22 protein-coding genes are annotated in these 24,832 nt (G+C 72.3%); 9 read left to right on the forward strand and 13 right to left on the reverse strand.

Translation table 11 applies throughout. The features are described 5' to 3' along the window. The first annotated feature begins 73 nt into the window (after window positions 1-73). Genes pknB through BJ971_RS30275 form a run of 3 tightly spaced genes read left to right on the forward strand, consistent with a single transcriptional unit; the run spans window position 74 to window position 3,871 of the window. Complete coding sequence (gene pknB, locus BJ971_RS30265) at window positions 74-2,032, forward strand: Stk1 family PASTA domain-containing Ser/Thr kinase (RefSeq protein WP_184996562.1); 1,959 nt, start codon at window positions 74-76, stop codon at window positions 2,030-2,032. Further along, window positions 2,023-2,883 carry a deoxyribonuclease IV gene (locus tag BJ971_RS30270; RefSeq protein ID WP_184996563.1) on the forward strand — a complete coding sequence of 287 codons (861 nt, stop codon included), beginning with the start codon at window positions 2,023-2,025 and terminating at the stop codon, window positions 2,881-2,883. Before pknB ends, BJ971_RS30270 begins: the two co-directional genes overlap by 10 nt. Before the next feature lie 22 nt (window positions 2,884-2,905). Further along, window positions 2,906-3,871 carry a helix-turn-helix transcriptional regulator gene (locus BJ971_RS30275; protein ID WP_184996564.1) on the forward strand — a complete coding sequence of 322 codons (966 nt, stop codon included), beginning with the start codon at window positions 2,906-2,908 and terminating at the stop codon, window positions 3,869-3,871. On the opposite strand, the gene BJ971_RS30280 is transcribed toward BJ971_RS30275, so the two are convergent. From BJ971_RS30280 to BJ971_RS30290, 3 genes are all read right to left on the reverse strand, one after another. Next, complete coding sequence (locus tag BJ971_RS30280; RefSeq protein WP_184996565.1) at window positions 3,868-4,887, reverse strand: threonine aldolase family protein; 1,020 nt, start codon at window positions 4,885-4,887, stop codon at window positions 3,868-3,870. The two genes, BJ971_RS30275 and BJ971_RS30280, sit on opposite strands and share 4 nt — an antisense overlap. After that, window positions 4,880-6,286, reverse strand: coding sequence for a class II 3-deoxy-7-phosphoheptulonate synthase (locus BJ971_RS30285; RefSeq protein ID WP_184996566.1), 1,407 nt, complete (start codon window positions 6,284-6,286; stop codon window positions 4,880-4,882). The genes BJ971_RS30280 and BJ971_RS30285 overlap by 8 nt, the downstream gene beginning before the upstream one ends. 82 nt (window positions 6,287-6,368) lie before the next feature. After that, the gene (locus BJ971_RS30290; RefSeq protein ID WP_184996567.1) at window positions 6,369-7,838 is read right to left on the reverse strand and encodes a glycosyl hydrolase family 18 protein; all 1,470 of its coding nucleotides are present in this window, start codon (window positions 7,836-7,838) and stop codon (window positions 6,369-6,371) included. Between the two features lie 171 nt (window positions 7,839-8,009). Here BJ971_RS30290 and BJ971_RS30295 point away from each other — a divergent pair, with 171 nt between their 5' ends. Further along, a complete protein-coding gene (locus BJ971_RS30295; protein ID WP_184996568.1) occupies window positions 8,010-8,480 on the forward strand; it encodes a glutathione peroxidase in 471 nt (156 codons plus the stop codon). A 7-nt stretch (window positions 8,481-8,487) separates the two neighbouring features. Next, a complete protein-coding gene (locus BJ971_RS30300; protein WP_184996569.1) occupies window positions 8,488-9,165 on the forward strand; it encodes a DUF429 domain-containing protein in 678 nt (225 codons plus the stop codon). On the opposite strand, the gene proC is transcribed toward BJ971_RS30300, so the two are convergent. The 4 genes from proC to BJ971_RS30320 all read right to left on the reverse strand — a co-directional run bounded on the left by proC (window position 9,162) and on the right by BJ971_RS30320 (window position 12,705). Then, complete coding sequence (gene proC / locus BJ971_RS30305; protein WP_184996570.1) at window positions 9,162-9,965, reverse strand: pyrroline-5-carboxylate reductase; 804 nt, start codon at window positions 9,963-9,965, stop codon at window positions 9,162-9,164. The two genes, BJ971_RS30300 and proC, sit on opposite strands and share 4 nt — an antisense overlap. Window positions 9,966-10,033: 68 nt before the next feature. Beyond that, window positions 10,034-11,062, reverse strand: a complete 1,029-nt coding sequence (locus tag BJ971_RS30310) for a 6-phosphofructokinase (protein ID WP_184996571.1) — start codon at window positions 11,060-11,062, stop codon at window positions 10,034-10,036. Window positions 11,063-11,288: 226 nt separating this feature from the next. Then, window positions 11,289-11,795, reverse strand: coding sequence for a polyadenylate-specific 3'-exoribonuclease AS (locus tag BJ971_RS30315; RefSeq protein WP_184996572.1), 507 nt, complete (start codon window positions 11,793-11,795; stop codon window positions 11,289-11,291). Window positions 11,796-11,811: 16 nt separating this feature from the next. After that, on the reverse strand, window positions 11,812-12,705 hold the full coding sequence (locus BJ971_RS30320) for a phosphotransferase enzyme family protein (RefSeq protein WP_184996573.1): 894 nt from the start codon (window positions 12,703-12,705) through the stop codon (window positions 11,812-11,814). 235 nt (window positions 12,706-12,940) lie between these two features. Here BJ971_RS30320 and BJ971_RS30325 point away from each other — a divergent pair, with 235 nt between their 5' ends. Next, complete coding sequence (locus BJ971_RS30325) at window positions 12,941-13,633, forward strand: Crp/Fnr family transcriptional regulator (RefSeq protein WP_184996574.1); 693 nt, start codon at window positions 12,941-12,943, stop codon at window positions 13,631-13,633. A gap of 4 nt (window positions 13,634-13,637) precedes the next feature. Here the strand turns inward: BJ971_RS30325 and BJ971_RS30330 are convergent, their stop codons facing one another. Then, entirely contained in the window at window positions 13,638-14,348 is a 711-nt protein-coding gene (locus BJ971_RS30330) for a lysophospholipid acyltransferase family protein (RefSeq protein ID WP_184996575.1), read from the reverse strand. Window positions 14,349-14,548: 200 nt separating this feature from the next. On the opposite strand from BJ971_RS30330, the gene BJ971_RS30335 reads away from it, so the two are divergent. Further along, window positions 14,549-15,394, forward strand: coding sequence for a DUF308 domain-containing protein (locus tag BJ971_RS30335; protein WP_184996576.1), 846 nt, complete (start codon window positions 14,549-14,551; stop codon window positions 15,392-15,394). Between the two features lie 59 nt (window positions 15,395-15,453). Then, window positions 15,454-16,866, forward strand: coding sequence for an alpha,alpha-trehalose-phosphate synthase (UDP-forming) (locus BJ971_RS30340; protein WP_184996577.1), 1,413 nt, complete (start codon window positions 15,454-15,456; stop codon window positions 16,864-16,866). Here BJ971_RS30340 and BJ971_RS30345 read toward each other — a convergent pair. The 5 genes from BJ971_RS30345 to BJ971_RS30365 all read right to left on the reverse strand — a co-directional run bounded on the left by BJ971_RS30345 (window position 16,863) and on the right by BJ971_RS30365 (window position 22,815). Next, window positions 16,863-17,642 (reverse strand): alpha/beta hydrolase, encoded by a 780-nt coding sequence (locus tag BJ971_RS30345; RefSeq protein WP_184996578.1) that lies wholly within the window; start codon window positions 17,640-17,642, stop codon window positions 16,863-16,865. The genes BJ971_RS30340 and BJ971_RS30345 overlap by 4 nt on opposite strands. Then, the gene (locus BJ971_RS30350; protein WP_184996579.1) at window positions 17,639-18,985 is read right to left on the reverse strand and encodes a flavin-containing monooxygenase; all 1,347 of its coding nucleotides are present in this window, start codon (window positions 18,983-18,985) and stop codon (window positions 17,639-17,641) included. Before BJ971_RS30350 ends, BJ971_RS30345 begins: the two co-directional genes overlap by 4 nt. Before the next feature lie 48 nt (window positions 18,986-19,033). Further along, window positions 19,034-19,720: an endonuclease/exonuclease/phosphatase family protein gene (locus BJ971_RS30355; RefSeq protein ID WP_184996580.1), complete on the reverse strand. Its 687-nt coding sequence runs from the start codon at window positions 19,718-19,720 to the stop codon at window positions 19,034-19,036. Between the two features lie 41 nt (window positions 19,721-19,761). Further along, window positions 19,762-20,712, reverse strand: a complete 951-nt coding sequence (locus BJ971_RS30360; RefSeq protein WP_184996581.1) for an ROK family glucokinase — start codon at window positions 20,710-20,712, stop codon at window positions 19,762-19,764. Window positions 20,713-22,362: 1,650 nt separating this feature from the next. Continuing rightward, on the reverse strand, window positions 22,363-22,815 hold the full coding sequence (locus BJ971_RS30365; protein WP_184996582.1) for an SRPBCC family protein: 453 nt from the start codon (window positions 22,813-22,815) through the stop codon (window positions 22,363-22,365). Between the two features lie 319 nt (window positions 22,816-23,134). Between BJ971_RS30365 and BJ971_RS30370 the strand changes: the two genes are divergently transcribed. Then, the gene (locus BJ971_RS30370) at window positions 23,135-24,832 is read left to right on the forward strand and encodes a GAF domain-containing sensor histidine kinase (protein ID WP_184996583.1); all 1,698 of its coding nucleotides are present in this window, start codon (window positions 23,135-23,137) and stop codon (window positions 24,830-24,832) included.

A 24,832-nucleotide genomic window follows, 5' to 3' on the forward strand; every position in this document is an offset into this window, starting at 1 on the left:
GTTATACCCGTTAGGTCTCAGCTGTGAGGATCCTCGTCTGCCACGCCCGGAAGGACACATACACTTCACGCCGATGGACACGACAGTCGCCGACGCATTGATCGGCACGACGATTGACGGGCGCTACCGGATCACCGGCCGGGTCGCCCGTGGTGGCATGGCGACCGTGTACACGGCGGTGGACGACCGGCTCGAGCGGACCGTCGCGCTGAAGATCATTCACCCGTCGCAGGCGACGAACGTGCACTTCGTCGATCGCTTCACCGAAGAGGCGAAGACGATCGCCCGGCTCACCCACCCCAACGTCGTCGCCGTGTACGACCAGGGGCGCCACCAGGGCCTGCCCTACCTGGTGATGGAGTACGTGCAGGGCCGCACGCTGCGCGACCTGCTCACCCAGCGCCGCCGGCTCAACCCGGTCGAGGCGCTGGCGATCCTGGAGCAGATGCTCGCCGCCATCGCCGCCGCGCACCGCGCCGGGCTGGTGCACCGTGACGTGAAACCGGAGAACGTGCTGGTCGCCGAGGCGCCCAGCGGCGGCATCGCCAACCTGGTCGACAGCGTGGTGAAGGTGGCCGACTTCGGCCTGGCCCGCGCCGTCGAGGCGAGCTCGAGCGACGACGCCGGCCAGCTGATGGCGACCGTGGCCTACGTCGCGCCCGAACTGGTCACCGACGGGCACGCGGACGCCCGCACCGACGTCTACTCGGCCGGCATCGTGCTCTTCGAGATGCTCACCGGCCGGGTGCCGTACGAGGACGGCGAGCCGGTCGAGGTCGCCTGGCAGCACGTCGACAACGACGTCCCGGCGCCGTCCAGCATCGTCAAGGGCCTGCCGATCGTGCTCGACGACCTGGTCACCCGGGCCACCCGCCGCGACGCGGGAGCCCGGCCGACCGACGCGGGCGCGATGCTCGCCGAGGTGCAGGTGGTCCGCGACGACCTCGGCGCGGCGAACGTGGAGACCGCGCTGCTGCGCCAGGTGCCGGCGCGCCCGGTGGCGGGCGACGCCACCACGCTCGTGCCCGCCGTCACCACCGCCCTGCCCGGCGACCGGCCGACCTGGGCCCGCCTGCCCGAGCAGGCGCCCCGCACCCGCGGCCAGCGCCGCGCCGGCGGGCCGCCGGTCTCCGGCGGCACCGTGGTCGGCACCGTCGGCGCCGACCGGCGCCGCATCCTGATCCTCGCCGCGGTCGTCGTCATGGTGCTCACCGTCGTCGGCAGCACCTGGTGGGTGACGCTCGGCCGCTACACCGACGCGCCGCAGCTGGTGAACATGAGCCGGGCGCAGGCCGAGCAGGCCGCCGCCAAGGAGGGCTTCGAGCTGCGCATCGGCACCGGGGCGTTCAGCGAGACCGTCGCCAAGGACATCGTGCTGAGCCAGGACCCGCCGCCCGCCGAGAAGATCATCAAGGGCGGCGTCGTCACCGTCTCGCTGTCGCTGGGCCCCGAGCGTTACCCGGTGCCCGACGTCGTCGGCCTGGAGGCGGCCGCGGCCCGCGGCGACATCGAGGCCACGAAGCTGAAGTTCAAGCAGGGCACCGGCAAGTACAGCGACTCGGTGCCGGAGGGCGTGGTCATCTCCACCGACCCGAAGGCCGCGACGGAGCTCAAGCCCGGCGCGACCGTCACCGTGGTGGTCAGCAAGGGCCGCGCGCCGATCACCGTGCCGGACTTCCAGGGCCGGAACATCAACGAGGCCCGCGCCGAGGCGGAGCGGCTCGGGCTCCGCGTGGTCGAGGAGTACAAGGACAGCGACCAGCCCGCCGACCAGATCATCGGCCAGTCCCCCAAGCCGGGCAGCGGCGCCGAGCAGGACGACGAGATCAAGCTCCAGGTCAGCAAGGGGCCGCCGGCGATCGCCGTCCCGGACCTCACCAACCAGCTGTGCCCGCTGGCGCAGCAGACCGTGCAGGGCCAGAACCTGCGGGTCCGCGTCGACGGCAACCCGAACGGCGTGGTCGTCGGCCAGAACCCGCCGCCGGGCACCCCGGTGCCGCCGCAGAGCGAAGTGGTGCTGGGGTGCAGGTGAGCCGGCCGGTCGGCTCGCACACCAAGACATCGGGTGGACTGGCCAAGGCGGCTCTGCCGTACGCGGACGCGGCCGGCTCCGAGGCGCTCCAGGTCTACGTCTCGAACTCGCGCGGCTGGGCGCTGCCGCCCGGCGACCCGAAGCAGGACACGCTGTTCCGGGACGGCTGCGGCGAGCGGGGGCTGCCGGCGTACATCCACGCCTCGCTGCTGGTCAACCTCGGCTCGCCGACCGAGCTGACCGTCGAGCGGTCCGCGCAGACGCTGGAGCACGCGCTGCACCGGGGCGCCGCGATCGGCGCGACGGCGGTCGTCTTCCACGCGGGCAGCTCCGTCGACGAGGACCCCGGCGGCAAGGCGCTGCACCGGCTCCGCGAGGCGCTGCTGCCGCTGCTGGACACGGCGGCACAGCGGGGCCTGCCGCGGCTGCTGGTGGAGCCGAGCGCGGGCGGCGGGCGCAGCCTGGCGTCGAAGGTGCAGGACCTGGGGCCGTACCTGGACGCGGTCGAGCACCACCCGTGGCTGGGCGTCTGCTTCGACACCTGCCACGCCTGGGCGGCCGGGCACGACCTGGCCCGGCCCGGCGGCATGACCGAGACCCTGGACGCCCTGGTGGCGGCGGTCGGCCCGGGCCGGCTCCAGCTGGTACACGCCAACGACTCCAAGGACGAGTGCGGCTCGACCCGCGACCGCCACGAGACCATCGGCGCGGGCCGGATCGGCACGGCGCCGTTCGCCGAGCTGCTGGCGCACCCCGCGACCGCGGGCGTTCCGGTGATCGTCGAGACGCCGAGCAAGGAGCACGAGGGCCACGCGGCCGATATCGCCGTCCTCAAGGGTCTCCGGCCGTAGGGACAGACGCTAGGCTCCTGAGGTGAGCGGCAACGAGCTCGGGCTGTACCTTCGGGCCCGGCGGGAGGCGATCGACCCCGCCGAGGCCGGGCTGCCCGACGGGGGTCGCCGCAACAAGCCCGGACTGCGCCGCTCCGAAGTGGCCACGCTCGCCGGGATCAGCGCGGAGCGCGTCGCCCGGCTCGAGCAGGGCCGCGACCACCACCCGTCGGCGCCGGTGCTGGCGGCGCTCGGCGACGCGCTGCGGCTCACCCCGGCCGAACGGGCGCGGCTGTACCAGCTCGCCAAGGCCGGCCTCGCCGGCCACGGCAAGGCCGGTCCCGCCCGCGAGGTGCGGCCGGCCGTGCTGGCCCTGTTGCAGACGCTAGAGCCGGCGCTGGCGGTGCTGCTCAACCACCTGGGCGAGGCGCTGGCGCACACGACGAGCTACGCGGCGGTGGCCGGCGCCGCCGGGCTGCTGGACGGCACGCCGCCCAGCCTGCTGCGCTTCGTGTTCACCGACGAGCGGGCCCGGACCGTCTACCCCGACTGGGACAAGGTCGCCGACGAGCAGGTCGCCGCGCTGAAGCAGGGCCCGTTCCACGCGGACCCGGACGTCGCGGCGCTGGTGGACGAGCTGACCGTCACGGCCGGGGACACGTTCGCCCGGCGGTACGACACCGTGTCCGGGCCGGCCTGCGCCAACGGCGTCACGCGCTTCTACCACCCCGAGGCCCGCGAGATCCGCCTGGCCTACGAGACGCTCGAACTGCCCGCGGACGACGGTCAGCGGCTGGTCGTCTATCTGCCCGCGGACCTGGCGGCCGCGGCCGCGCTCGCCCGGCTGACGACACCGGGGCCGACGAGCGTGCACCGCTACGCGGTGTTCGGCCAGGTCCTGACCACCGAGCCGAGCGCGCCGGACCAGCAACGCAAGGACCGGCGCACGCCGGACCGGAACCGGCCCGGCCTGCGCCTGGTCTCCGGCGACCCGAAGAACACGCCTTAGGAGAGCAGCTCGCCCAGCACGGAGGCCGCCTTCTCCACATCGGAGTCGGTCAGGTCCAGGTGTGTCACCAGGCGTGCGGTGCGCGGCAGCATCGCCGCGATCAGCACACCGCGCTCGGCCGCCGCGGCGGCCAGCGACGGCGCGTCCAGCTTGGCCGCGCTCAGGTCCAGCGGCACCAGGTTGGTCCGGACCCGGTCCGCCTCGATCACGCCGAACGGTTCGAGCGCCTTGGCCAGCCGCCACGCCCGCGCGTGGTCCTCGGCGAGCCGGGACAGGTGATTGTCGAGCGCGTAGCTCCCGGCCGCCGCCAGGATGCCGACCTGGCGCATCCCGCCGCCGAGCCGCTTGCGGATCACCCTGGCCTCCGCGATCTTCTCGGCGCTGCCGATCACGAGCGAGCCGACCGGCGCGCCGAGGCCCTTCGAAAGGCACACCGACAGCGTGTCGAAGAGCCGGCCGTACACGTCGAGCGGCACGTCGTCGGCGATGTGCGCGTGCCAGATCCGGGCGCCGTCGCAGTGCAGCGCGGCGCCGGCCCGGTCCGCCACCGCGCGCAGCCCGCGCAGGGTCTCCAGGCTGATCACCGTGCCGCCGCCGAGGTTGTGGGTCTGCTCGACGGCGATCGCCCGGGTCGGCACCGACGGGTAGCCCGCCGGCCGGATCATCGCGTCGATCTGATCGACGTCGAGGGCCGCGCCGACCGAGGGCCAGGTGCGGGTGGAGATGCCGCCGAGCGCGGCGGCCGCGCCGAGCTCGTACGCGACGACGTGCGCGTCGCCGCCGGCGAGCAGCTCGCCGCCGCGCGGCACCACGAGTTGCAGCGCGATCTGGTTGGCCATCGTGCCGGTCGGCGTGAACAGCGCCGCCTCGTGCCCGAACAGCCCGGCCACCTGCCGCTCGAGCGCGATGACCGTCGGGTCGTCGCCGAAGACGTCGTCGCCGACCTCGGCGGCCGCCATCGCCGCGCGCATCCCGGCGGTGGGCCGGGTGACGGTGTCCGAGCGCAGGTCAGCCACGGAGCATCTCCGCGACCAGGAACGCCAGCTCGAGGCTCTGCTGGGTGTTGAGCCGCGGGTCGCAGGCGGTCTCGTAACGGTCCGGCAGGTCGAGGTCCTCGATGCCCTGCGCGCCGCCAAGGCACTCGGTGACGTCCTCGCCGGTCAGCTCGACGTGGATGCCGCCCGGGTGGGTGCCGAGGCCGCGGTGCACCTCGAAGTAGCCGAGCACCTCGTCGACGACCCGGTCGAAGTGCCGGGTCTTGTAGCCGTTCGACGACTCGTGCGTGTTGCCGTGCATCGGGTCGCACTGCCAGACGACCTTGGCGCCGCTGGCGGTGACCTTCTCCACGATCGGCGGCAGGGTGTCGCGGACCTTGCCGTTGCCCATCCGGCTGATCAGCGTGAGCCGGCCCGGCTCGTTCTCCGGGTTGAGCTTCTCGCACAGCTCGATGGCGGTCTCCGGGCTGGTGCCCGGGCCGAGCTTGACGCCGATCGGGTTGGCGATGCGGCTGATGAAGTCGATGTGCGCGTGGTCGAGCTGCCGGGTGCGCTCGCCGATCCACAGGAAGTGACCCGAGAGGCCGTAGGCCTTGCCGTCGGAGACCCGGGTGAGCGCGCGGTCGTACTCCAGCGCCAGGGCCTCGTGCGAGCAGTACAGGCTGACCGTGCGCAGCGCCTCGTCCTCGGTCATGCCGCAGGCGCGGATGAAGTCGAGTGCACGGTCGATCTCGCGGGCGATCGCCTCGTAACGCTCGCCGGCGGGCGAGGCCCGGACGAAGTCCTTGTTCCAGTCGTGCAGGCCGGCCAGGTCGGCAAGGCCGCCCGACAGGTACGCCCGCAGCATGTTCATCGCGGCGGCCGAGTTCGCGTACGCCCGGATCATGCGCTGCGGATCGGCGACCCGGGCGGCCTCGTTGGCCTCCAGCGAGTTGATCAGATCGCCGCGGTACGCCGGCAGCCCGAGCGAGTCCGTCGCCGCCGACCGGGGCTTGGTGTACTGCCCCGCGACCCGGGCCACCTTCACCACCGGCATCGACGCGCCGTAGGTCAGCACGACCGCCATCTGGAGCAGCGTGCGCGCGTTGGCGAGCAGGTGGCTCTCGGTGTTGTCCGCGAAGGTCTCGGCGCAGTCGCCGCCCTGTAGCAGGAACGCCCGGCCCTCGCACACCTCGGCGAGGCGGTGCCGCAACTGGTCGACCTCGTAGGGCGCGACGATCGACGGGACGGTGTCGAGCACGCGGCAGACCGACGCGACCTCGTCCAGGTCCTGCCAGGGCGGCATCTGCACCCGCGGCAGGGAACGCCACCGGTCCAGGCCGAGGGCCTCGTCCTCGGCGGAGTCGGTGGACGGACGGGAGGTCTGCAGGGCCGTGGCGCCGACCCCGGGATGACTGAGCTGATGCCACTCTCGGCGCATGACGGGAAGCCTAATCGTCGGCACAAAGGGGGCGCCGGGAGGATCCCGGCGCCCCACTCTCTAGGAACTGGCGATCAGTAGCTCAGCCGAGGCCGTTCTTGATCGCGGTGACGAGCTCGCCGTTGCTGGTGTCGCCGGAGAACTCCCAGAAGAACGCGCCGCCGAGGCCCTGGTTCTTCGCGTAGGTCATCTTGCCGGCGATGGTGCCCGGGGTGTCGAAGCTCCACCAGTTGCTGCCGCACTTGGAGTACGAGGTGCCGCCGACGGTGCCGGTCGACGGGCAGCTGTTCTTGAGGACCTTGTAGTCCTCGATGCCCGCCTCGTAGGTGCCCGGCGCCGCGCCGGTCGCCGTGCCGCCCGGTGCGGCCTGGGTGACGCCGGTCCAGCCGCGGCCGTAGAAGCCGATGCCGAGGAGAATCTTGTTGGCCGGCACGCCCTTGCTCTTCAGCTTCTGGATCGCCGCGTCGGACCAGAACCCCTGCTGCGGGATGCCGGGGTACGAGGTCAGCGGCGAGTGCGGTGCGGTCGGGCCCTGCGGTGCGAAGGCGCCGAAGTAGTCGTAGGTCATCGGGTAGACCATGTTCAGCTTCGAGATGCCCGACGCGTAGTCGGCCGCGTCCAGCTTGCCGCCGTTCGAGCCGTCGGCCGAGACCGCCGAGGTGATCAGGAAGTTCTGCCCGAACTTGGTGCGCAGCGCGCTGATCACGTTGTTGTAGGAGGCCGGGCCGCTGGCGTCGCAGGACAGGCCGCAGGCGTTCGGGTACTCCCAGTCGATGTCGATGCCGTCGAAGACGTCGGCCCAGCGGGAGTCCTTGACCAGGTTGTAGCAGGAGTTCGCGAACCCGGTCGGGTTGGCCGCCGCCTGGGTGAAGCCGCCGGACCAGGTCCAGCCGCCGAACGACCAGATCACCTTGATGTTCGGGTACGCCTTCTTGAGCTTGCGCAGCTGGTTGAACGAGCCGCGCAGCGCGCCGGCATCCCACGTGTCGGCGACGCCGTCGACGCTGTCCGCCGCCGTGTATGCCTTGTCGTAGTCGGCGTACGAGTCACCGATCGTGCACTGGCCGCCGGTGGTGTTGCCGAAGGCGTACAGGATGTGGGTCAGCTTGGCGGCCGAGCCGCTCGTCACGATGTTCTTGACGTGGTAGTTGCGGCCGTAGACGCCCCACTGTGCGAAGTAGCCGACGACGGCCTTGCCACCCGGCGGCGTGGTCGGCGGCGTGGTCGGCGGGGTCGTGGGCGGGGTCGTGGGGGGTGTGGTCGGGGGCGTGGTGGGCGGCGTGGTCGGGGGTGTGGTGCCGCCGCAGGCGCCGTTGTCGATCCAGACGTCCCACTGACCGCTGTGGGTGTCGGGGCTCTCGTTCTGGGTCCACCACTTGGCGGTGAAGTTCTTGCCGGACTGTGACGCGGTCATGTCCTTGGTGTAGACCGCGGTGGGGCTCCAGGCGGTGGCACAAGCAGCGGCAGCCGACGCGTGCACCATGGGCATCGCAGCGGTCACGACCGCCACGACGGCCCCGGCCCACAAGGCGCGGCGGAGGGATTTCATCACTGCGTCTCCTCAAGAACAGTTAGGAAACCTTCCAAAGGGAAGTTGAAGAGACGGTAGTCATATCTATGAACTTCAGTCAAGAAGGTCAACGCGGAATAAGCGCGGCGTTAACTTTTCGGAGTTGGAAGCGACGGCGTGCACTCACTCGGCCACTGCGCGTAGTCTGCGGTCATGACCATCTTCGACGTCGACATCGACGCACTCTCCGGCGGATCGGCCGATATGGACCGCTACCGCGGCCAGGTCGTCCTGGTGGTCAATGTGGCCTCCAAGTGCGGACTCACTCCCCAGTACGCCGGCCTGGAGCAGCTGCACGGCACGTACGCGGACCGGGGCCTGGTCGTCCTCGGTGTCCCGTGCAACCAGTTCGGCGGCCAGGAGCCGGGCAGCGCCGCGGAGATCGAGGACTTCTGCCAGGTCAACTACGGCGTCACGTTCCCGATCACCGAGAAGGTCGAGGTCAACGGCCCCGGACGGCACCGCCTCTACCAGGAGCTGGTCGGCGACGGCCCTGACATCGGATGGAACTTCGAGAAGTTCCTGGTCGCCCCCGACGGCGAGGTAGCCGCCCGCTTCGGCCCGCGGACCGAACCGCAGGACGGCGAGGTCGTCGCCGTCATCGAGAAACTGCTCCCCCGCTGAGCGGCCGATGAGCATCCACGTGATCGGCGTCGACGCGTACGCCCTCGGCTGGGTGGGTGTCGAGCTGCGCGACGGTGCCTTCGGCCGGGCGATGCTGGCGTCCACGCTCTACGAGATCGTCGCGGGCAGCTCCGGCGCGGCGGTGATCGGCGTCGACATCCCCCTCGGCATGCTCCCCGACCGCTGGCGCGCGGCCGACACCCTCGCCGCCGACCAGCTCGGCCCGCGGCGCAGCAGCGTCTTCCGGGTGCCGCCGAAGGCCGTGTGGCAGGAGGGCGACTTCGCCGCCGCCAACCGGCTCTGCCGCGAGCTGACCGGCGCCGGGCTGAGCCGCCAGTCGTGGGCGCTGCGCCCGAAGCTGCTCGAGGCCAACGCCATCTGGGAACGGCACCCGGGCCTGCTCTTCGAGGCACACCCCGAGGTGTCGTTCCGGCAGATGGCCGGCGAGCCGCTCGCGTACGCGAAGAAGACCTGGACCGGGCAGGCCCGGCGCCGGGAGTTGCTCGCCCGGCACGGCATCGTGCTGCCCGACCACCTCGGCCCGGCGGGTCAGGCGCCGCCGGACGACGTGCTGGACGCGGCCGCGGTGGCGTGGAGCGCGCACCGGATGGCGACGGGTGCGGCGCTGAGCCACCCGAGCCCCCCGGAGGAGAACAACGGCACCCGCATAGCCATCTGGTATTAGGCCTGCGCGGCGATCTCCCGCGCTCGGTCCCGGGCCGCCTCCAGCGCGGCCAGCAGGGCCGCGCGCACGCCGTGGTTCTCCAGCTCGCGGATCGCCGAGATCGTCGTGCCCGCGGGCGACGTGACGGCCTCGCGCAGCTTCACCGGGTGCTCACCCGAGTCGCGCAGCATGATCGCGGAGCCGATCGCCGTCTGCACGATCAGCTCGTGCGCGACCTGGCGCGGCAGCCCGAGCAGGATCCCGGCGTCGATCATCGCCTCGACCAGCAGGTAGAAGTAGGCCGGGCCCGAGCCGGACAGCGCCGTGACGGCGTCCTGCTGCGACTCCGGCACCCGGATGGTCGCGCCGAGCGGCTTGAACATCTCCTCCGCGACGGCCAGGTGCTCGCCGGTCGCGTGCGAGCCGGCCGAGATCGCCGTCATCGCCTGGTCGACGAGCGCCGGGGTGTTCGTCATGACCCGCACGACCGGGGTGCCCTCGGGCAGCCGGGCCGCGAAGAAGCCGGTCGGCAGGCCCGCGCAGAGCGAGATGATCAGCTTGTCCGCGGGGATCTTCGGACCGATCTCGCTCAGCAGCGCGTCCGCGTCCTGCGGCTTCACCGCGATGGCCAGCACGTCCGCCTCGGCGACGGCGGTCGCGTTGTCCACCGCCCGGACGCCGTAGCGCTCCCGCAGCTCCTCGGCGCGGGCCTGGCGGCGGGCGGTCACGAGCAGCCTCTCCGCGGGCCAGCCCGCGCGGAGCAGGCCGGACAGCACCAGCTCACCGATCTTGCCGGCGCCGAGCACCGCGACGACAGTCATGCGTCCTCCCGATCAAAGAGGAAAGGGCGGGCGTCTGGCAACGCCCGCCCTTTCAACCAGTGCGATGCTCAGCTGCCGAAGAAGACTTCGGCCTCGTCGTACCGTTCGATCGGAACGGTCTTGAGCTCGCCCGTGCCGTCGGCGAGCGGGACCCGGACGATGTCGGTGCCGCGCAGCGCCATCATCTTGCCGAAGTCACCCTCGTGCACGGCGTCGATCGCCTGGAGGCCGAACCGGGTCGCGAGCACCCGGTCGAACGCGCTGGGCGTGCCGCCGCGCTGGATGTGACCGAGAACGACCGTGCGGGCCTCCTTGCCGGTCTTCTCCTCCAGCTGCTGCGCCAGCCACTGGCCGATGCCGCCGAGGCGGACGTGGCCGAACGCGTCGAGCTCCTGGTTGTGCAGCACCATCTGGCCCTCGAGCGGCTGCGCGCCCTCGGCGACCACGACGATCGGGGCGTACTCGACCTGGAAACGCTTGGTCACGTACGTGGCGACCTGGTCGACGTCGAAGTTGCGCTCCGGCAGCAGGATGACGTTGGCGCCGCCGGCGAGGCCGGCGTGCAGCGCGATCCAGCCGGCGTGCCGGCCCATGACCTCGACCACCAGGGTGCGGTGGTGCGACTCGGCCGTGGTGTGCAGCCGGTCGATGGCCTCCATCGCGATGTTGACCGCGGTGTCGAAGCCGAAGGTGTAGTCGGTGGCGTTGAGGTCGTTGTCGATCGTCTTCGGCACGCCGACGACGTTCACGCCCAGGTCGTTGAGCTTGGTCGCGACGCCGAGGGTGTCCTCGCCGCCGATCGCGACCAGCGCGTCGACGCCCTGCTCGGCCAGGTTGGCCTTGATCCGCTCGACACCGCCCTCGATCTTGAAGGGGTTGGTACGGGAAGAGCCGAGGATGGTGCCGCCGCGCGGCAGGATTCCCCGGACCTCGGCGATGCCGAGGGGCTTCGTGAGGCCCTCAAGGGGGCCCTTCCACCCGTCGCGGAATCCGACGAACTCGTGTCCGTAAGTGGCAACGCCCTTACGGACGACGGCCCGGATCACCGCGTTCAGACCGGGGCAGTCGCCGCCGCCGGTGAGCACGCCGATGCGCATGATTACTCGTCCTCCCTGATCGGGTCGCGAGATGCCCGTCTCCCTGGGGAATCGGTCATCCGGCTGCACTGCCGGGTCCCGGGGCGGGTCGCAAACGCACTGTAGTCGTCGGGTCCGGCCAGGGCCAAAGCGCCCCGCGGTTACTCGCCGGTAATATTCCTGACGAGCAAAGGGTTTCCGGTGCCGGCGGCACCCGCGTGGGCGCCCGGCCGGCGGTCACTTCCCGTCACCTCGCGATGGATCTGGCCTCGGTCATGGCGTTCCATCGGGCGAGGTTGTGCTTCGCGTCCACAAGCGCGTCGTGGCGGCCCTGCGCGGTCGGCAGCGCCGGCCGGCCCAGCTCGTCCCAGAGCTGGCGCAGGTCCTTGGTGAAGCGGGGGATCTCGCGCGGCAACGCCGGCATCGCACCCCACAGCTGGGCGAGCGCCACGTGGTCGTAGGCCGCGTACCAGGCCCACAGCTCGATCTGCTCGTCGCGGCCACGCACCGGTTCGCGGAGGAACTCGTAGAGGTCGTCGCGGATGCGCTCGCGCGAGCGCCAGGCCGGGTCCGCCGGGGACGGGAGCTTGTCGAGCACGTTGCGGCGCACCCAGGGCACCGCACGGGAGTCGTCGAACTGGGTCGAGACCGCGTAGAACTCGCGGCCGAACTCGTCGACGACGCCGATCGACACGAGGTCGACCACGCGGCCGTCCTCGATGAATTCGCAGTCATAGAAATACCGGTAGGCCATCGCGGACCATCCTCGCCTATGGCCGCCCGGTCGTCTCCGCCAGGGCCTCCCTGGCCCGCGCCAGCGCCGCGCGGGTCACCTCGCGGGCACCCTCGCGCTCGCCGCCGGCCAGGCGCCGCGCCGACCAGTCCGCCAGCACCGCCCAGCGGAAGCGGAGCAGCACCGGCAGCGCCGCGTGCAGTTCGCCCTCGTCGACCGGGCCGGCCGCGAGGTAGCCGTCCAGCAGCTCCGCCGCGGTCTCGGTGCCGCCCGCGTAGACGACCGCCGCCGCCACGTCGTAGAGCAGCGGGCCGGTGCCGCTCGCGCCGCAGTCCAGCAGGCCCGCCCGGCCCGTCGCCGGGTCGACCAGGAAGGTCTCCGGCGCCGGGTCGCCGTGCAGCACGCCGTAGGTGAGCCGGTCCGTCACCGTCAGCCTGGTCATCGCCGTGACCGCGTCGGTGACCGCCGGGCGCAGCCACGGCTCGATCGCCAGGTGCGGCGCGTCCGGGTCGAGCAGGTTCCAGCGGCGCAGGCCCGGGTGGTGGAAGCCCTGCAGCGCGCGGTGCACCGCGCCCAGGCGGTCGCCCCAGAACTGCTGGTCGATCGGGTCGCGGCCGTCCAGGGTCCGGCCCGGCGCCCGGCGGAGCACGGCGAACGCACCGGCGGACGTCTCCGCCGTGAGTCCGCCGGAGAGGGTACGCACGGGCTCGCCCGCCTGGATCCCGGTGCCACGCAGGTGTTCCGCGGCGGCCAGCCCCGCCTCGACGGGCAGGCGGGCGGCCGGGTCGGCCAGTCGGACCACGAGGCGCTCGCCGCCGGCGGTCACGTCCCAGCAGCGCGACAGCATCCCGCCGCTGAGCGCCGTGATGTCCGCGGCCACGAGGTGCCATCGGTCACGCAACGTCGATCGAAGAAGGTCGTCATCCGGCACGGCGGCGATTATCCCGGTACAGACCGTAATGCCGACGGACACCATGGGCGATAGTCACGCGGGGCGATTGGAGGGTGTACAGAAAGCTATGAGCGCGAGATGATCGTATGCGTCTGCTGGATGTATCAAATGGCGTCGACAGCGCTCTTCATGCTAAGAGTGATCGTTCGCGTCGTGGGGCCGGCGCCGGACAACTACGTCCACGGGGGTCCCGACCGGGGAGAGGGACTTTACCGTGGATCATCGCCTAGCAGAGCAGGGTGACGCGCTCACAGGCGTGGACATGTTCGCCGGCCTGGAGCCGGACGTCCGGCAGCGCGTCATCGCCGCCGCCGTGCCGCGGACCTACCGCAAAGGTCAGATCCTTTTTGTCGAGCACGACCCCGGCGACTCCCTGATCATCCTCCGGCGCGGCGCCATCGCCGTCTTCCGCACCGCACCGACGGGCGAGCGCGCGGTCCTGACCGTGGTGCGCCCGCCCGACGTGCTCGGCGAGGTGTCCCTTCTGGACGCGCTGACCCGCTCGGCCTCGGCCGAGGCGATCGAGGACAGCCAGGCGCTCGCCCTCTCCCGGGTCGCCTTCATCGACCTCGTGCACTCCAACCCCCGCATCCTGGACGCGGTGATGCGCTCGGTCGGCGCGCTCATCCGCCGGCTCACCGAGCAGAACGCCGACCACGTCTTCCTCGATCTGCCGGGCCGGGTCGCCAAGACGCTGGTGCGGCTGGCCGGCGAGAGCCAGGCGCCGATGATCACGATCGAGCTCAACCAGAGCCAGCTCGCCGAGATGGCGGGCGGCTCCCGGCAGAGCGTCAACCAGGCCATCGGCTCCTTCGCGAGCCGGGGCTGGTTGCGCACCGAGGGCCGCCGCATCGTGGTCACCGACGTATCGGCCCTACGCCGCCGAGCCGGCATGGCCGACCGTTAAGGGGTCAGTCGTTCACGGGCGTCCTGGTGGGCGTCGGCGCGACGATGGCGGTCTTGAGGCTGGCGGCGTAGACGTCGACGTACTCGCGGCCGCTGAGGGTCATCAGCTCGTACATGATCTCGTCGGTGACCGCGCGTTCGACGAAGCGGTCGCCGAGCGAGGAGGCGTAGCGGGAGAAGTCCAGCGGCTCGCCGAAGCGAACCTTGACTCGCTTGATCTTGGGGATGAGCTTGCCCGTCGGCTGGATCTCGTCGGTGTTCAGCAGCGCCACCGGCACGACCGGCGCGCCGCTCTCCAGCGCCAGCCGGGCCACCCCGGTCTTGCCGCGGTAGAGCCGGCCGTCGGGCGAGCGGGTGCCCTCCGGGTAGATGCCGGCGATGTTGCCCGAGCGCAGCACCCGCAACTGGGTGTCCAGCGCCGCCCGGGCCGCCTTGCCGCCCGAACGGTCCACCGGGATGGTCCCGGTGCTGACGAAGAACTGCCGCATGAGCCAGCCCTTGATGCCCTTACCGGTGAAGTACTCCGCCTTGGCGACGAACGTCACCCGCCGTTTCACCAGCAGCGGTGTGAAGATCGAGTCGGAGAATGAGAGGTGATTGCAGGCAAGGATCACCGGGCCGGAAGCCGGAACGTGGTCGAGCCCCCTCACATCGGGGCGGAACAGACATTTGAGGACGGGTCCGAGCACCACGTACTTGAGCAGCCAGTAGAACACCGAAGTCCTTTCCCGCGCGCCACGGTCGTGGGCAGAGGAAAGCGTACGAAGCGGGAGCGGCACGCCACAACGCACTCCCGCAACCGGCGTCTGTCGTGTCACCATTCAAGACACGGTCGGGCCGGTGCAACACGGCCAGACGGCTCCGCCGGATGGGGCGGACACGACGCGCGACGGCGCGGAGCGAGGAGTGAAGCAGGGTGTCAGCGGGTGGCGCCCGTCGCGGGCGGCGGGACAACGGACTCGACGCGGCCGACTATGCGGTCGCGGGCGACGTCGATCCGCGCGTGGGTGAGCACCTGCTCGACGTGCTGGCGGCCGGCGGCATCGCCGCATACCTGCAACCGTCCGCCGACCTCAACCCCATCCTGCGCGCCACCACGTTCCCCGCTCGCCCCACGGACCGGCTCTACGTCGACCGCACCCACCTCGACACCGCCCGCGAGCACCTCGACAAGCTGACCGGCGGCGCCGACCCCACCCCGCCCGCGCCCCGGCCCAGCACCCGCACCGGCGGCGACCAGAGCGACGTCGACGCCGAGTGGGCCAAGATCGTGGCCGGCTTCCACACCGCCGTCGATCCGACCGCCCCGCCGTGGCCGGCCGCCGAGGGCGTCGACCCGACCCGGGCACCCGACCCGCCCAAGAGCGACGGGCCGGAGCGGCCGCCGCGCCAGCCCGGCGGCACGCTCCCGTCGGCCACCGACATCTCCGGCGTCTCGCTGAACCGCCGCCGCACCGACGAGCCGTCGCTGCTCGACGGGCTGGACACGTTCGGCACCGGCACGGACGACGACAGCGACGACGAGCGCTACACGCCACCGCCCCCGCCGCCGCTGCCGCACATCTCCAAGTACGCGGTCGCCGGCGTGCTGGGCGTGGTCCTCGGTTTCGTGCTCTTCCTCTTCCCCTGGCTGCTGCCGATCGACCGCAACTACGTGACCTTGATCGGCTTCACCGCGATCGTCGGCGGCGCCGTGACGTTGGTCTGGCGACTGCGCTCCGGTGACGACGACGATGACTTCGATGACGGCGCGGTCGTATGAAAAGCGACATAATCCAGCATCATTGTTTCGCTCGGTAGTCATCGCGTAGCCTCTCGTGGATGCGCCAGAGCTCGCTCGTGGTCGTCGCCAACCGTCTTCCGCTGGATGACAACGCCGCCCCCGACGGCGCCTGCGAGTGGCGGCGCAGCCCCGGCGGCCTCGCCAGCGCCCTGCACGCGATCCTCCAGCAGACCCCCGCGACATGGATCGGCTGGGACGGCGGCATCGACACCGCGCCCGCCCTGCCCGACATCGGCACCCTGCGGATCAGGCCCGTCGCGCTGTCCGAAGAGGAGCTACGCGGCTACTACGAGGGCTTCGCCAACTCGACGCTCTGGCCGCTCTACCACGACGCCGTCGAGCAGCCGGTCTTCGACCGCGGCTGGTGGGAGACCTATCGCGACGTCAACCGGCGCTTCGCCGAGGCGGCGGCCGAGGTCGCCGAGCCCGGCGCCGCGATCTGGGTGCAGGACTACCACCTCCAGCTCGTGCCGCAGCTGCTCCGCGAGCTGCGCCCGGACGTGCTGATCGGCTTCTTCCTGCACGTGCCGTTCCCGCCACCCGAGCTGTTCATGCAGCTGCCCCGCCGCTCCGAGCTGCTGCGCGGGATGCTCGGCGCGGACCTGGTCGGCTTCCAGCGGCCGCAGGCGGCACACAACGTCGCCCAGCTCGCCGTGAAGCTGTTCGGCGCCCGGACCACCGACGACCAGATCACCCTCGACGGCCGGGTGGTGCGCACCCGCGCGTTCCCGATCTCCATCGACGTGGCCGAGATGCAGGCGCTCGCCGCCCGGCCCGACGTGGTCGGCCACGCCGAGCAGTTGCGCGCCGACCTGGGACAGCCGCGGCGGGTGCTGCTCAGCGTCGACCGGCTCGACTACACAAAGGGGATCGAGCACCGCCTCACGGCGTACAGCGAGCTGCTGCGCGACGGCCGGGTCAAGGTCCGCGACACCGTGATGGTGCAGGTGGCCGTGCCGAGCCGGGAGCGGGTCGACAGCTACCGGGTCCTGCGGGACCGGATCGAGGGCGAGGTCGGCCGGATCAACGGCGAGTACGGCCGCGTCGGCGAACCCGCGATCCACTACCTGAACCAGTCCTTCGACCGCGCCGAGCTGGCCGCGCTCTACCAGACGGCGGACGTCATGGTGGTGACGCCGCTGCGCGACGGCATGAACCTGGTCGCGAAGGAGTTCGTCGCCGCCCGCGCGGCGAACACGGGCGCGCTGGTGCTCAGCGAGTTCGCCGGGGCGGCGGCCGAGCTCGAGGACGCGTTCCTGGTCAACCCGCACGACGTCGACGGGCTGAAGACGACGCTGTTGCAGGCGATGGACGCCGACCCGGCGGACCTGGAACGCCGGATGACGGCGATGCGCGAACACCTCGCCACCCACGACATCCTGGCGTGGGCCCGGGCATACCTCACGGCCCTCGACCACACCGGCCGGCTCGCGGCCGGCCTGCGCCGCTAGGTCGTGGCCAGCTCCTTGTCGAGCCAGTCCAGGATCGCGTCGATCGGCTCCTGCCACTTGGTGTCCAGCATCAGGTCGTGGCTCATGCCCGGGAACAACAGCGGTGCGCCGCCGTACCGGGCCGCCGCGCGGTCCAGTGCCGAGCGCGGCACCACCCGGTCGTCCGGGCTGCCCACGACCAGGGTCGGCGGCGCGCCGACCGGCGCCGCCGCCGGCTTGGCGAACAGCACCTGCCGGTAGATCCGGGCCGGCGTCCGCACCAGCCGCCCGCGGTAGGCCTCCGCCTCCGCCAGGTCGGCGCCGAAGAGCTGTCGGCGGCTCAGCCGGGGCGCGGCGCCGAACAACGCAGGCAGCGTGCCGAACGGGTTGGCCCGCAGCGCCGCGCCGAGCGCCGACCAGCCCGGCGGCACCGGCGCGGCCAGGACCGCGGCGCGGGCCGGGTAGCGCGTCAGCGCGTGCGACACCAGCAGCGCGCCGGCGCCGTGGCCGACCAGCACGGCCTGGCGCGGCAGGCTCGCCGCCACCTGGACCACGTCGTGCACGTACGCGCGCAGCGAACCCTCGGCCCGGTGGCTCACCGCGTACGCCGCGAAGCCCCGTGAGGCGGTGTGCGCGAGCCAGTGCTCGGCGAACGCCCAGGCACCGTGCCCGATCCCGGGAACGAAGAGCACCGGCGGCAGCTCCTGCGGACTCTGCGGCAGCGCCTCGACAACCTCCCGCTCCACCGCCGGCACCGGCGCCGTCCAGTCCTCGAACCGCAGCACCTGCGAGCTCACGCCACTCCCTCCATCCGCTTGAGCAGGTCCTCGATGACCCGCAGATAGCTGGTGTGGCTGACCTCGAACCAGTGCCGCGACGACGGCACGACCCGCAGCCGGGTCCACGACCGCAGCGGCCGCGCCGACTCCTTCTGCTGCACCGCGGCCGCCCGTTCCGGGTCGGACAGCCGCAGCCGCAGCCAGCGGGCCACCGCGACGCTCTGCCAGTGCGCGAGCGGGAACAGCCCGGCGTCGGGCTGGAGCAGGCCGATCACGGCGAGCGTCGGGTGCTTGCGGGCGAACGCGTGCAGGTGCAGGTCCGGCTTGCCGTCCTCGTCGATGTCGAGCAGCTCGGGAGCCAGGAACTCGAACCGCGGCAGGTAGCCCGTCGCCGTGATGATCAGGTCGGGCTCGACGCGCCGGCCGTCGGCCAGCTCCACAGTCGACCCGTCCAGCCCGGTGACGTCCGGCAGCGGGGTGATCCGGCCGTGGCCCAGGTAGTAGACGAGCTGGCTGTTGACCACCGGGTGGCTCTCGTACGGGCGGTGGTCGGGCCGGGGCAGCCCGAACCGGGTGACGTCGCCGACCGTGAGCCGCAGCGTGCGGCGGTAGATCCACTCGCGCAGCCGCAGCGGCAGGCGCAGCTGAAGCATCTTGTCGTTGACCTGGTCGGCGGGGCGGCCCAGGACGTACTTGGGCGCGTACCAGTAGCCGCGGCGGGTCGAGTGCCAGACGGTGGTGGCCTGCTGTGCGGCCTCGACGGCGATGTCGCAGCCGGTGTTGCCGCCGCCGACGACGAGCACCTTGCGGCCGCGCAGCTGCGCCGGGTCCTTGTACGCCGACGCGTGGATCACCTGCCCCCGGTACGCCGACGAGTCGACCGGCAGCTTCTTCGGCGACCAGTTGTGCCCGTTGGCGACGACGACGGCCGCGTACCGCTGGATCCGCTCGGCGCCGCCGCCGGTGCTGCGCGTCGTCACGTCCCAGCGCCCGTCGCCGACGGGCGTGACGGCCACGACCTCGGTGCCGAACCAGATGCTGTCGCCGAGCCCGAAGTGCCGCGCGTAGCGCTCCAGGTAGCCCAGCATCTGGCTGTGGTGCGGATAGTCCGGCCAGTCGTCCGGCATGGGGAAGTCGGGGAACTCGGTGAGCGGGCGCGACGAGATCAGGTGCGTGCTCGCGTACACCGGGCTGCGGTCGTGCCGCCAGTTCCAGGCGCCGCCGACGGACGTCTCCCGCTCGTAGCAGTCGACGGAGAAGCCCTGCTCACGCAGGTTCTTGATCGCCGCAAGGCCGCTGCCGCCCGCGCCGATCACACAGACCGCGTCGTGCCGGTCCGCAATGTCTGAGGTGTCTTGCACCCGCAGATACTCGCAGACGCGAACCCAACTCGGAAGCGCGCGATCGGGCTACGAAGCGGGCAGCGCGAGTTCCGCCAGAACCGGAAGATGATCACTGGCCCGGCGGGCCCGCTCGGTGCCGACGACCTCGTACCGCGTGACGCCGATATCGGGCGATACGAACATCGCGTCGATGCGCACCCGGGGCAGCGTCGCCGGGAACGTCAGCGTCGAACAGGCGGCCCCGGCGGTGTCGACGAGGCCGTCCGCGACCGTACGCCAGGCACCGCCACCCGGCCCCTCGTTGAGGTCCCCGCCCGCGATCAGCGGCCCCTCGACGACGGACAGGGCCTCCTTCCAGCGGGCGGCCTGGTCGGGCCGCTCCCCCGCGTCGGTGGCCAGATGCGAGCCGGCGACGGTGAACCGGGCACCCCGCACCGAGCAGCGCGCGAACGCGGCACCGCGCAGGTGCCGCCCGGGCTTGAGCGGGTACCGCAGACACCAGGTCTCGTGTACCCGCACCCGCAGGCTGACAAGCAGCAGATTGCCCAGCGACGGCAGCCCGCCGGCGGCGACCACCATGCCGACGTCGTCGGCGAGGGCCGCGCACTTGTGCCGCCAGCGGAACCGGCGCGGCGCCTCCTGCACGATCACGACGTCCGGCTCGAGGTCCCGGACGAGCCCGGTCAGGGCCGCCCGGTCGTCGCGCAGCCCGTGCACGTTGTAGCTCAACACCCGCAGCGGGACCCCGGACACGTCGTGCTCCTCGTCGCTAGTTCGGATCTGCCGGGCGCCCGTCAGATCCGTCGTGCCAGGTCGGCCGCGCCGAGCACGCCCGCCGTGTTGCCGGTCTCGGCCGCCTTGATCTCGGCGACCGGGAAGCGGTTCCGCTGGGCAAGCTGCTCGCGATAGGTCCGCTCGGTCGGCCCCATCAGCAGCTCACCCGCGTCAATCACGCCACCGCCGACCACCAGCACCTGCGGGTCGAAGATCTGCGCCAGGTCGGCCATCGCCACCCCGAGCCAGTAGCCGATCTGCGCGAACGCGTCCCGGGCCACCCCGTCACCGCGCTGCGCGGCCTCGGTGACCATCCGCCCGCTGACCGCGAGGGCGTCACCGCCGGCGAGCTCGAGCAGCAGCTCGGCCCGCCCCGGCTCCTGCCGCGCACCGGCCCGCGCGAACCGGACCAGGGCGTTGCCGCTGGCATACTGCTCGAGACAGCCGAGCCGGCCGCAGCCGCACGGATGCCCGTCGGGCACGGACTGCACGTGCCCCAGCTCACCGGCGACACCGTTCGCGCCCCGCCACAGCACGCCGTTGAGCACGACCCCGCCGCCGATCCCGGTCCCAACCGTGATCATCACCATCGAGTCGTCGGCCTGCCGCGCCGCGCCGTAGCGGAACTCGGCCCAGGCGGCCACGTTGGCGTCGTTCTCCAGCACGGTCGGCAGCCCGACGGCCTTCGAGACGTAGTCCCGCACCGGCTCGTCCCGCCACGCCAGGTTCGGCGCGAACAGCACCGTCGCCCCCGCCGCGTCGATCCAGGCGGCGGCACCGATACCGACGGCCTTCGCGTCGGGATGCGCGGCGGCCAGTTCGGCGGCCACCGCCACGATCGTGTCCCGGGTGCCCTCCGGGTCGTGTGCCGGGGTCTCGCGGCGGGTCTGAGCCAGCACCACGCCCTGCTCGTCCACCACCCCGCCGGCCACCTTCGTGCCGCCGACGTCGATTCCGATGGTCAGCGTCACGCCGCCAGTTCCCCTCTTGTTGTCTTGCACCGGGTCGCGCGGCCGGGCGTCGTCGCCCGCACCACCGCCCCGGTCCTCGGCCGCCTAGGCGACCGGCACAGTGCCCGGAACATCATGATCCACGCTGGGCATCTCCGCCACGCCGGTACCGACCCTCGTGTCGCCATTTGCCGGGTTGCAACAACGGTGACCGTGGTGGCGCCCATCACGTTGCCACTACCCAACCCCTTCTTCCGTACGCGGGACGGCGTCCTCAACCGCAGCAGCGCCGTCCCCGACCTGCTCCCGCTCCGAAATCCCCGCCCGCTCCGCGACGGGCCGGCCCGCCTCAGCCTCGCCAGACGCCACAGACTGCTCAGAAACCACACCCGCCTCAGCGGCCACAGCCTCCCCAGAGGCCAAAGCCACCCCCGACTTCCCCGCCGCCGCCGGCTTCCGAGATGCCGCACGCCGCCCAGATGTCGCAGGCCGCCCCGGCACCCCAGGCCGCTCGGATGCCGCAGATGGCTCAGGGGTCACCGGGCGCTCAGCCGCCACAACCTGCTCAGCCGCGTCAGGCACCTCAGCCGCCTCAGCCTGCTCAGGCACCACAACCGCATCAGGCGCCGCAGAGTGCTCAGGCACCACAGCCGCATCAGGCGCCACAGAGTGCTCAGACACCACAGCCGCGCCAGGCGCTACAGACTGCTCGGGTGTCACAACCTGCGCAGACGCCGCAGGCCGCCCAGGCGTCCCAGGCCGCTCGGGCGCCGCAGAGTGCTCAGGGGTAGCCGGGCGCCCAGTCGCCGAGGATCGCCCGGATGGCGCCGAGGACTCGGGCGCAACCGGGCGCCTCGGTGCTCCGGGCCGCCTGGTCGGTGCGAGTCGCCCCGGTGTCCGGGTCGCGGCCGCCCAAGGGTCGCCGGTCGGCCGGGTCTCCACGACCGGCCCGGAGTCATCCGCGTCCGCGCCGGGGTCGGCCGAGCCGTCCTGGACGGGCGCCTTGCCGGCCGCCGCGGGCGTCTCGGGTGACGACGGCTTCGGGTCGGGTGCGGGGCGGGGGGTCCGGGTCGCCGCCGTCCAGGGGTCGGCGCCCTCCCGGACGTCCTGCTCGGTCGGAATGCGCTCCGCCGGCCGTGCGGTCCCGCCGCGGGTCGCCGCCGACCACGCCTCGTCCGGAGTGGGCGTCGGCCGAGGCGGCGGCTGCGGCTTCGACCGGACCCCGGCGGCGCTGGAGATGGCCGACAGGCCGCGGAGCATCCGCGCCAGACCGCTCGCCACGTCGCCCGCGCCGCTGGCCAGCCGCTCGGCGGACTCCGCGGTCGGGTTGCGCAGCCCGGCGATCGCCCGGCACACCGGACACACGCAACACTCCGCGCTGCCCGTCGCCCAGCCGCCATGCTGCCCGGCGTTCTGCTGCCCGGCAGCCCCGGATTCGCTACGGTCGCCGCCCAGGAACTGACCGACCACGCCGGACAGCAGGTCGCCCAGTCCGGGCGTACCGGATGAATCGTCGCGGCCGGGGCGCGCGGCACCCGCGCCGCCCTCCGCGACCATCGCGAGCACCGTGGCGACCAGCCGCTCGGCTTCCTGGCGTGCCGTTCCCGTGGTCCCTGGCATGTCCTGCTCCCCTTGCTCCCGGCCGCCGACGGGCCCGGCCCGTGGGGCCGGCTACGCCTCGGCGAGGCTCTCGACCCGGCGCTTGAGCTCCTTCAGCGCCGTGTCCATGATCATTTTCTCGGCCTTGCGACGGAACATGCCGAGCATGCCGATGGAGAGCTCCACCTCGAGCATGTACTGCACCGTGGTCGTCCCGTCCCCATTGTCGGACAGGTCATAGGAACCGTTCAGGGTGCGCTGCATCTTCGACGGCGCGACCAGGTGCCACTCGATCCGGGACAGATCCTCCGCGTACGCGTAGTCCAGGGTGTAGTCGTCGGAGAGCGGCCCCGCGTCCATGACGAAGCGGACCTGGGCGGCGTAGCCGTCCTCGTACTCCTCGATGACCTCGACCTGCTTCATCGCGTCCGCCCATTCGGGGTAGCGCGGGAAGTCACAGATCACCGCCGCCACCTGATCAAGGGGCGCCTGGACCTGGATCGACTGCGTCGAGCTGTCCGCCATGGCTGGCAGGCTACCCCGTGCGGACCCGGATCCGGGCCACCGGGGACCGCGGTTCGCCGGGTCGGATCCGCAGCCCCGGACCCGGTCCCGATCCGATACGCCAGACCCGGCCGACCGCCAGACAGGCCCGGCCCCGATCCGATACGCCAGACCCAGCCGACCACCAGACAGGCCCAGTCCCGATCCGATACGCCAAGCCCGGCTGCCGCCGGACCGTGGCGGCATCTCGATCGCCGTGACCCGGCCAGGCCGGCGCCGCGGCCCGCCGTTTCGGATCGCCGATGGGCCGTTGTCACAGGGTGCGGCTACGATCCGTCACGTGCCAGCCTCAGCCCGCGTTCCCGAGCGCATCCATCCGCTCGCGGTGGCGGCCCGCCTCGTCATGCTCGCCCTCGTCGCGGTCCTCACCCTGATCGCCACCCACGACATCGGCCAGCTGCGCTGGATCGCCCTGCTGCTGGTCGCGGCGCTGCCGGCCATCTTTTGCCCGGATCACCGCATCGCCGCGCCGCTCGGCCGGTTCGCCGAGGTCACGATCACCGGCCTGGCCGCCGGCTCGGTCGCCGCCGCGGCCAACGCGACCGGCACCGTCGACGCGGGCTTCGGCGCCGAGGCGGTGCTGCCCTACCTGGCGGTCCCGTTGCTGGCCGCGGCGTTGCGGCGCCGGCCGACCGAGGGCGCCGCGCTGCTCGGCGTCGCGACCGTCTCGATGGTCGTCGGCGGCATACTGTCCGGCGACGCGAACGGCGTAAAGATCATCACCCAGCCCGGCTACCTGGCCGCCGGCGGCCAGTGGCTGGTGCTCGGCGCGATCATCACGTTCGCGGCCGACACCATGCGCCAGCTCATGGCCCCGGTGGAGAACAAGCCCCAGCCCTACGCGGAGGCCACCCGGCTGCTGACCCAGCTGCGCAGCGTCGCCCGCTCCCTGCCCGGCGCCACCCTCGACCCGGGCGGCATCTCCGAGCACCTGCTCGAGGAGCTGCGCGCCGCCGCGCCCGGCCACCGCGCCGCCGTGCTGTCGGCGAGCGGCGGCGGGCGCCTCGTCGTGCTGGCGCAGACCGGGGCGGAGCGGGTCGACTGGGAGGTCACCCTCGACGCCGACTCGGCGATCGCCGACGCCTGGGCCTCGCAGCAGCCGCAGACCGCCTCGCGCTCGCAGGCACGCTCGCACCGCGGCGGCGACGCCTCGTCGCTGGTGGTGCCGCTGGTCGCGGGGGTGCGCACGATCGGCCTGGTGATCCTGGAGGCCGACGTCGCCAACGCGTACCCGTCGGCGGTGGTCGCCCGGGTCACCGAGGTGACCGGACCGGCCGCGCTGCGGCTGGAGGCGGCGCTGCTCTTCGACGACGTCCGCTCGCTGGCGACCAATGAGGAACGTCAGCGGCTGGCCCGCGAGATCCACGACGGCGTCGCCCAGGAGCTCGTGATGGTCGGCTACGGCATCGACAACGCGCAGGCGACGCTGCCCGAGGGCGCGGACGAGACGGCCGAGGAGCTGCGCACGCTGCGCGGCGAGGTCACGCGGGTCATCACCGAGCTGCGGCTGAGCCTGTTCGAGCTGCGCTCCGAGGTGGACCGCAACGGCGGCCTGGCCGCGGCCATCGCCGAGTACGCCCGCACGCTGGGCACCTCGGCCGGCCTGCGGGTGCACTTCACCTTCGACGAGTCCACCGCCCGGCTGCCCGCCGCGACGGAGGCCGAGCTCCTGCGCATCGCCCAGGAGGCGATCACCAACGCCCGCAAGCACGCCGGCGCGTCAAACCTCTGGGTGACGTGCACGGTCGACCCGCCGTACGCGCAGATCGAGGTCACCGACGACGGCAAGGGCTTCGCCGATGATCGACCGGACGGCCGCTACGGCCTTGCGATCATGGCCGAGAGGGCGGAACGTATCCGGGGCCGGCTGGAGATCAGACCGCGACACCCCAGCGGGACAACCGTTGCGGTAGTGCTCGGAACCTCGGCTCGGCGCGATAGCGTGCGGGATAGCGTTTCCGCACCAGAAGGGGAGTAA

Source organism: Amorphoplanes digitatis, from assembly GCF_014205335.1.
GTDB lineage: Bacteria > Actinomycetota > Actinomycetes > Mycobacteriales > Micromonosporaceae > Actinoplanes > Actinoplanes digitatus.

Coding starts and splice junctions, on each gene's coding strand:
- pknB (WP_184996562.1), top strand. CDS start 74: ATGGACACGACAGTCGCCGACGCATTGATCGGCACGACGATTGACGGG.
- BJ971_RS30285 (WP_184996566.1), bottom strand. CDS start 6,286: ATGCGCCGAGAGTGGCATCAGCTCAGTCATCCCGGGGTCGGCGCCACG.
- BJ971_RS30295 (WP_184996568.1), top strand. CDS start 8,010: ATGACCATCTTCGACGTCGACATCGACGCACTCTCCGGCGGATCGGCC.
- BJ971_RS30300 (WP_184996569.1), top strand. CDS start 8,488: ATGAGCATCCACGTGATCGGCGTCGACGCGTACGCCCTCGGCTGGGTG.
- proC (WP_184996570.1), bottom strand. CDS start 9,965: ATGACTGTCGTCGCGGTGCTCGGCGCCGGCAAGATCGGTGAGCTGGTG.
- BJ971_RS30310 (WP_184996571.1), bottom strand. CDS start 11,062: ATGCGCATCGGCGTGCTCACCGGCGGCGGCGACTGCCCCGGTCTGAAC.
- BJ971_RS30315 (WP_184996572.1), bottom strand. CDS start 11,795: ATGGCCTACCGGTATTTCTATGACTGCGAATTCATCGAGGACGGCCGC.
- BJ971_RS30340 (WP_184996577.1), top strand. CDS start 15,454: ATGCGCCAGAGCTCGCTCGTGGTCGTCGCCAACCGTCTTCCGCTGGAT.
- BJ971_RS30365 (WP_184996582.1), bottom strand. CDS start 22,815: ATGGCGGACAGCTCGACGCAGTCGATCCAGGTCCAGGCGCCCCTTGAT.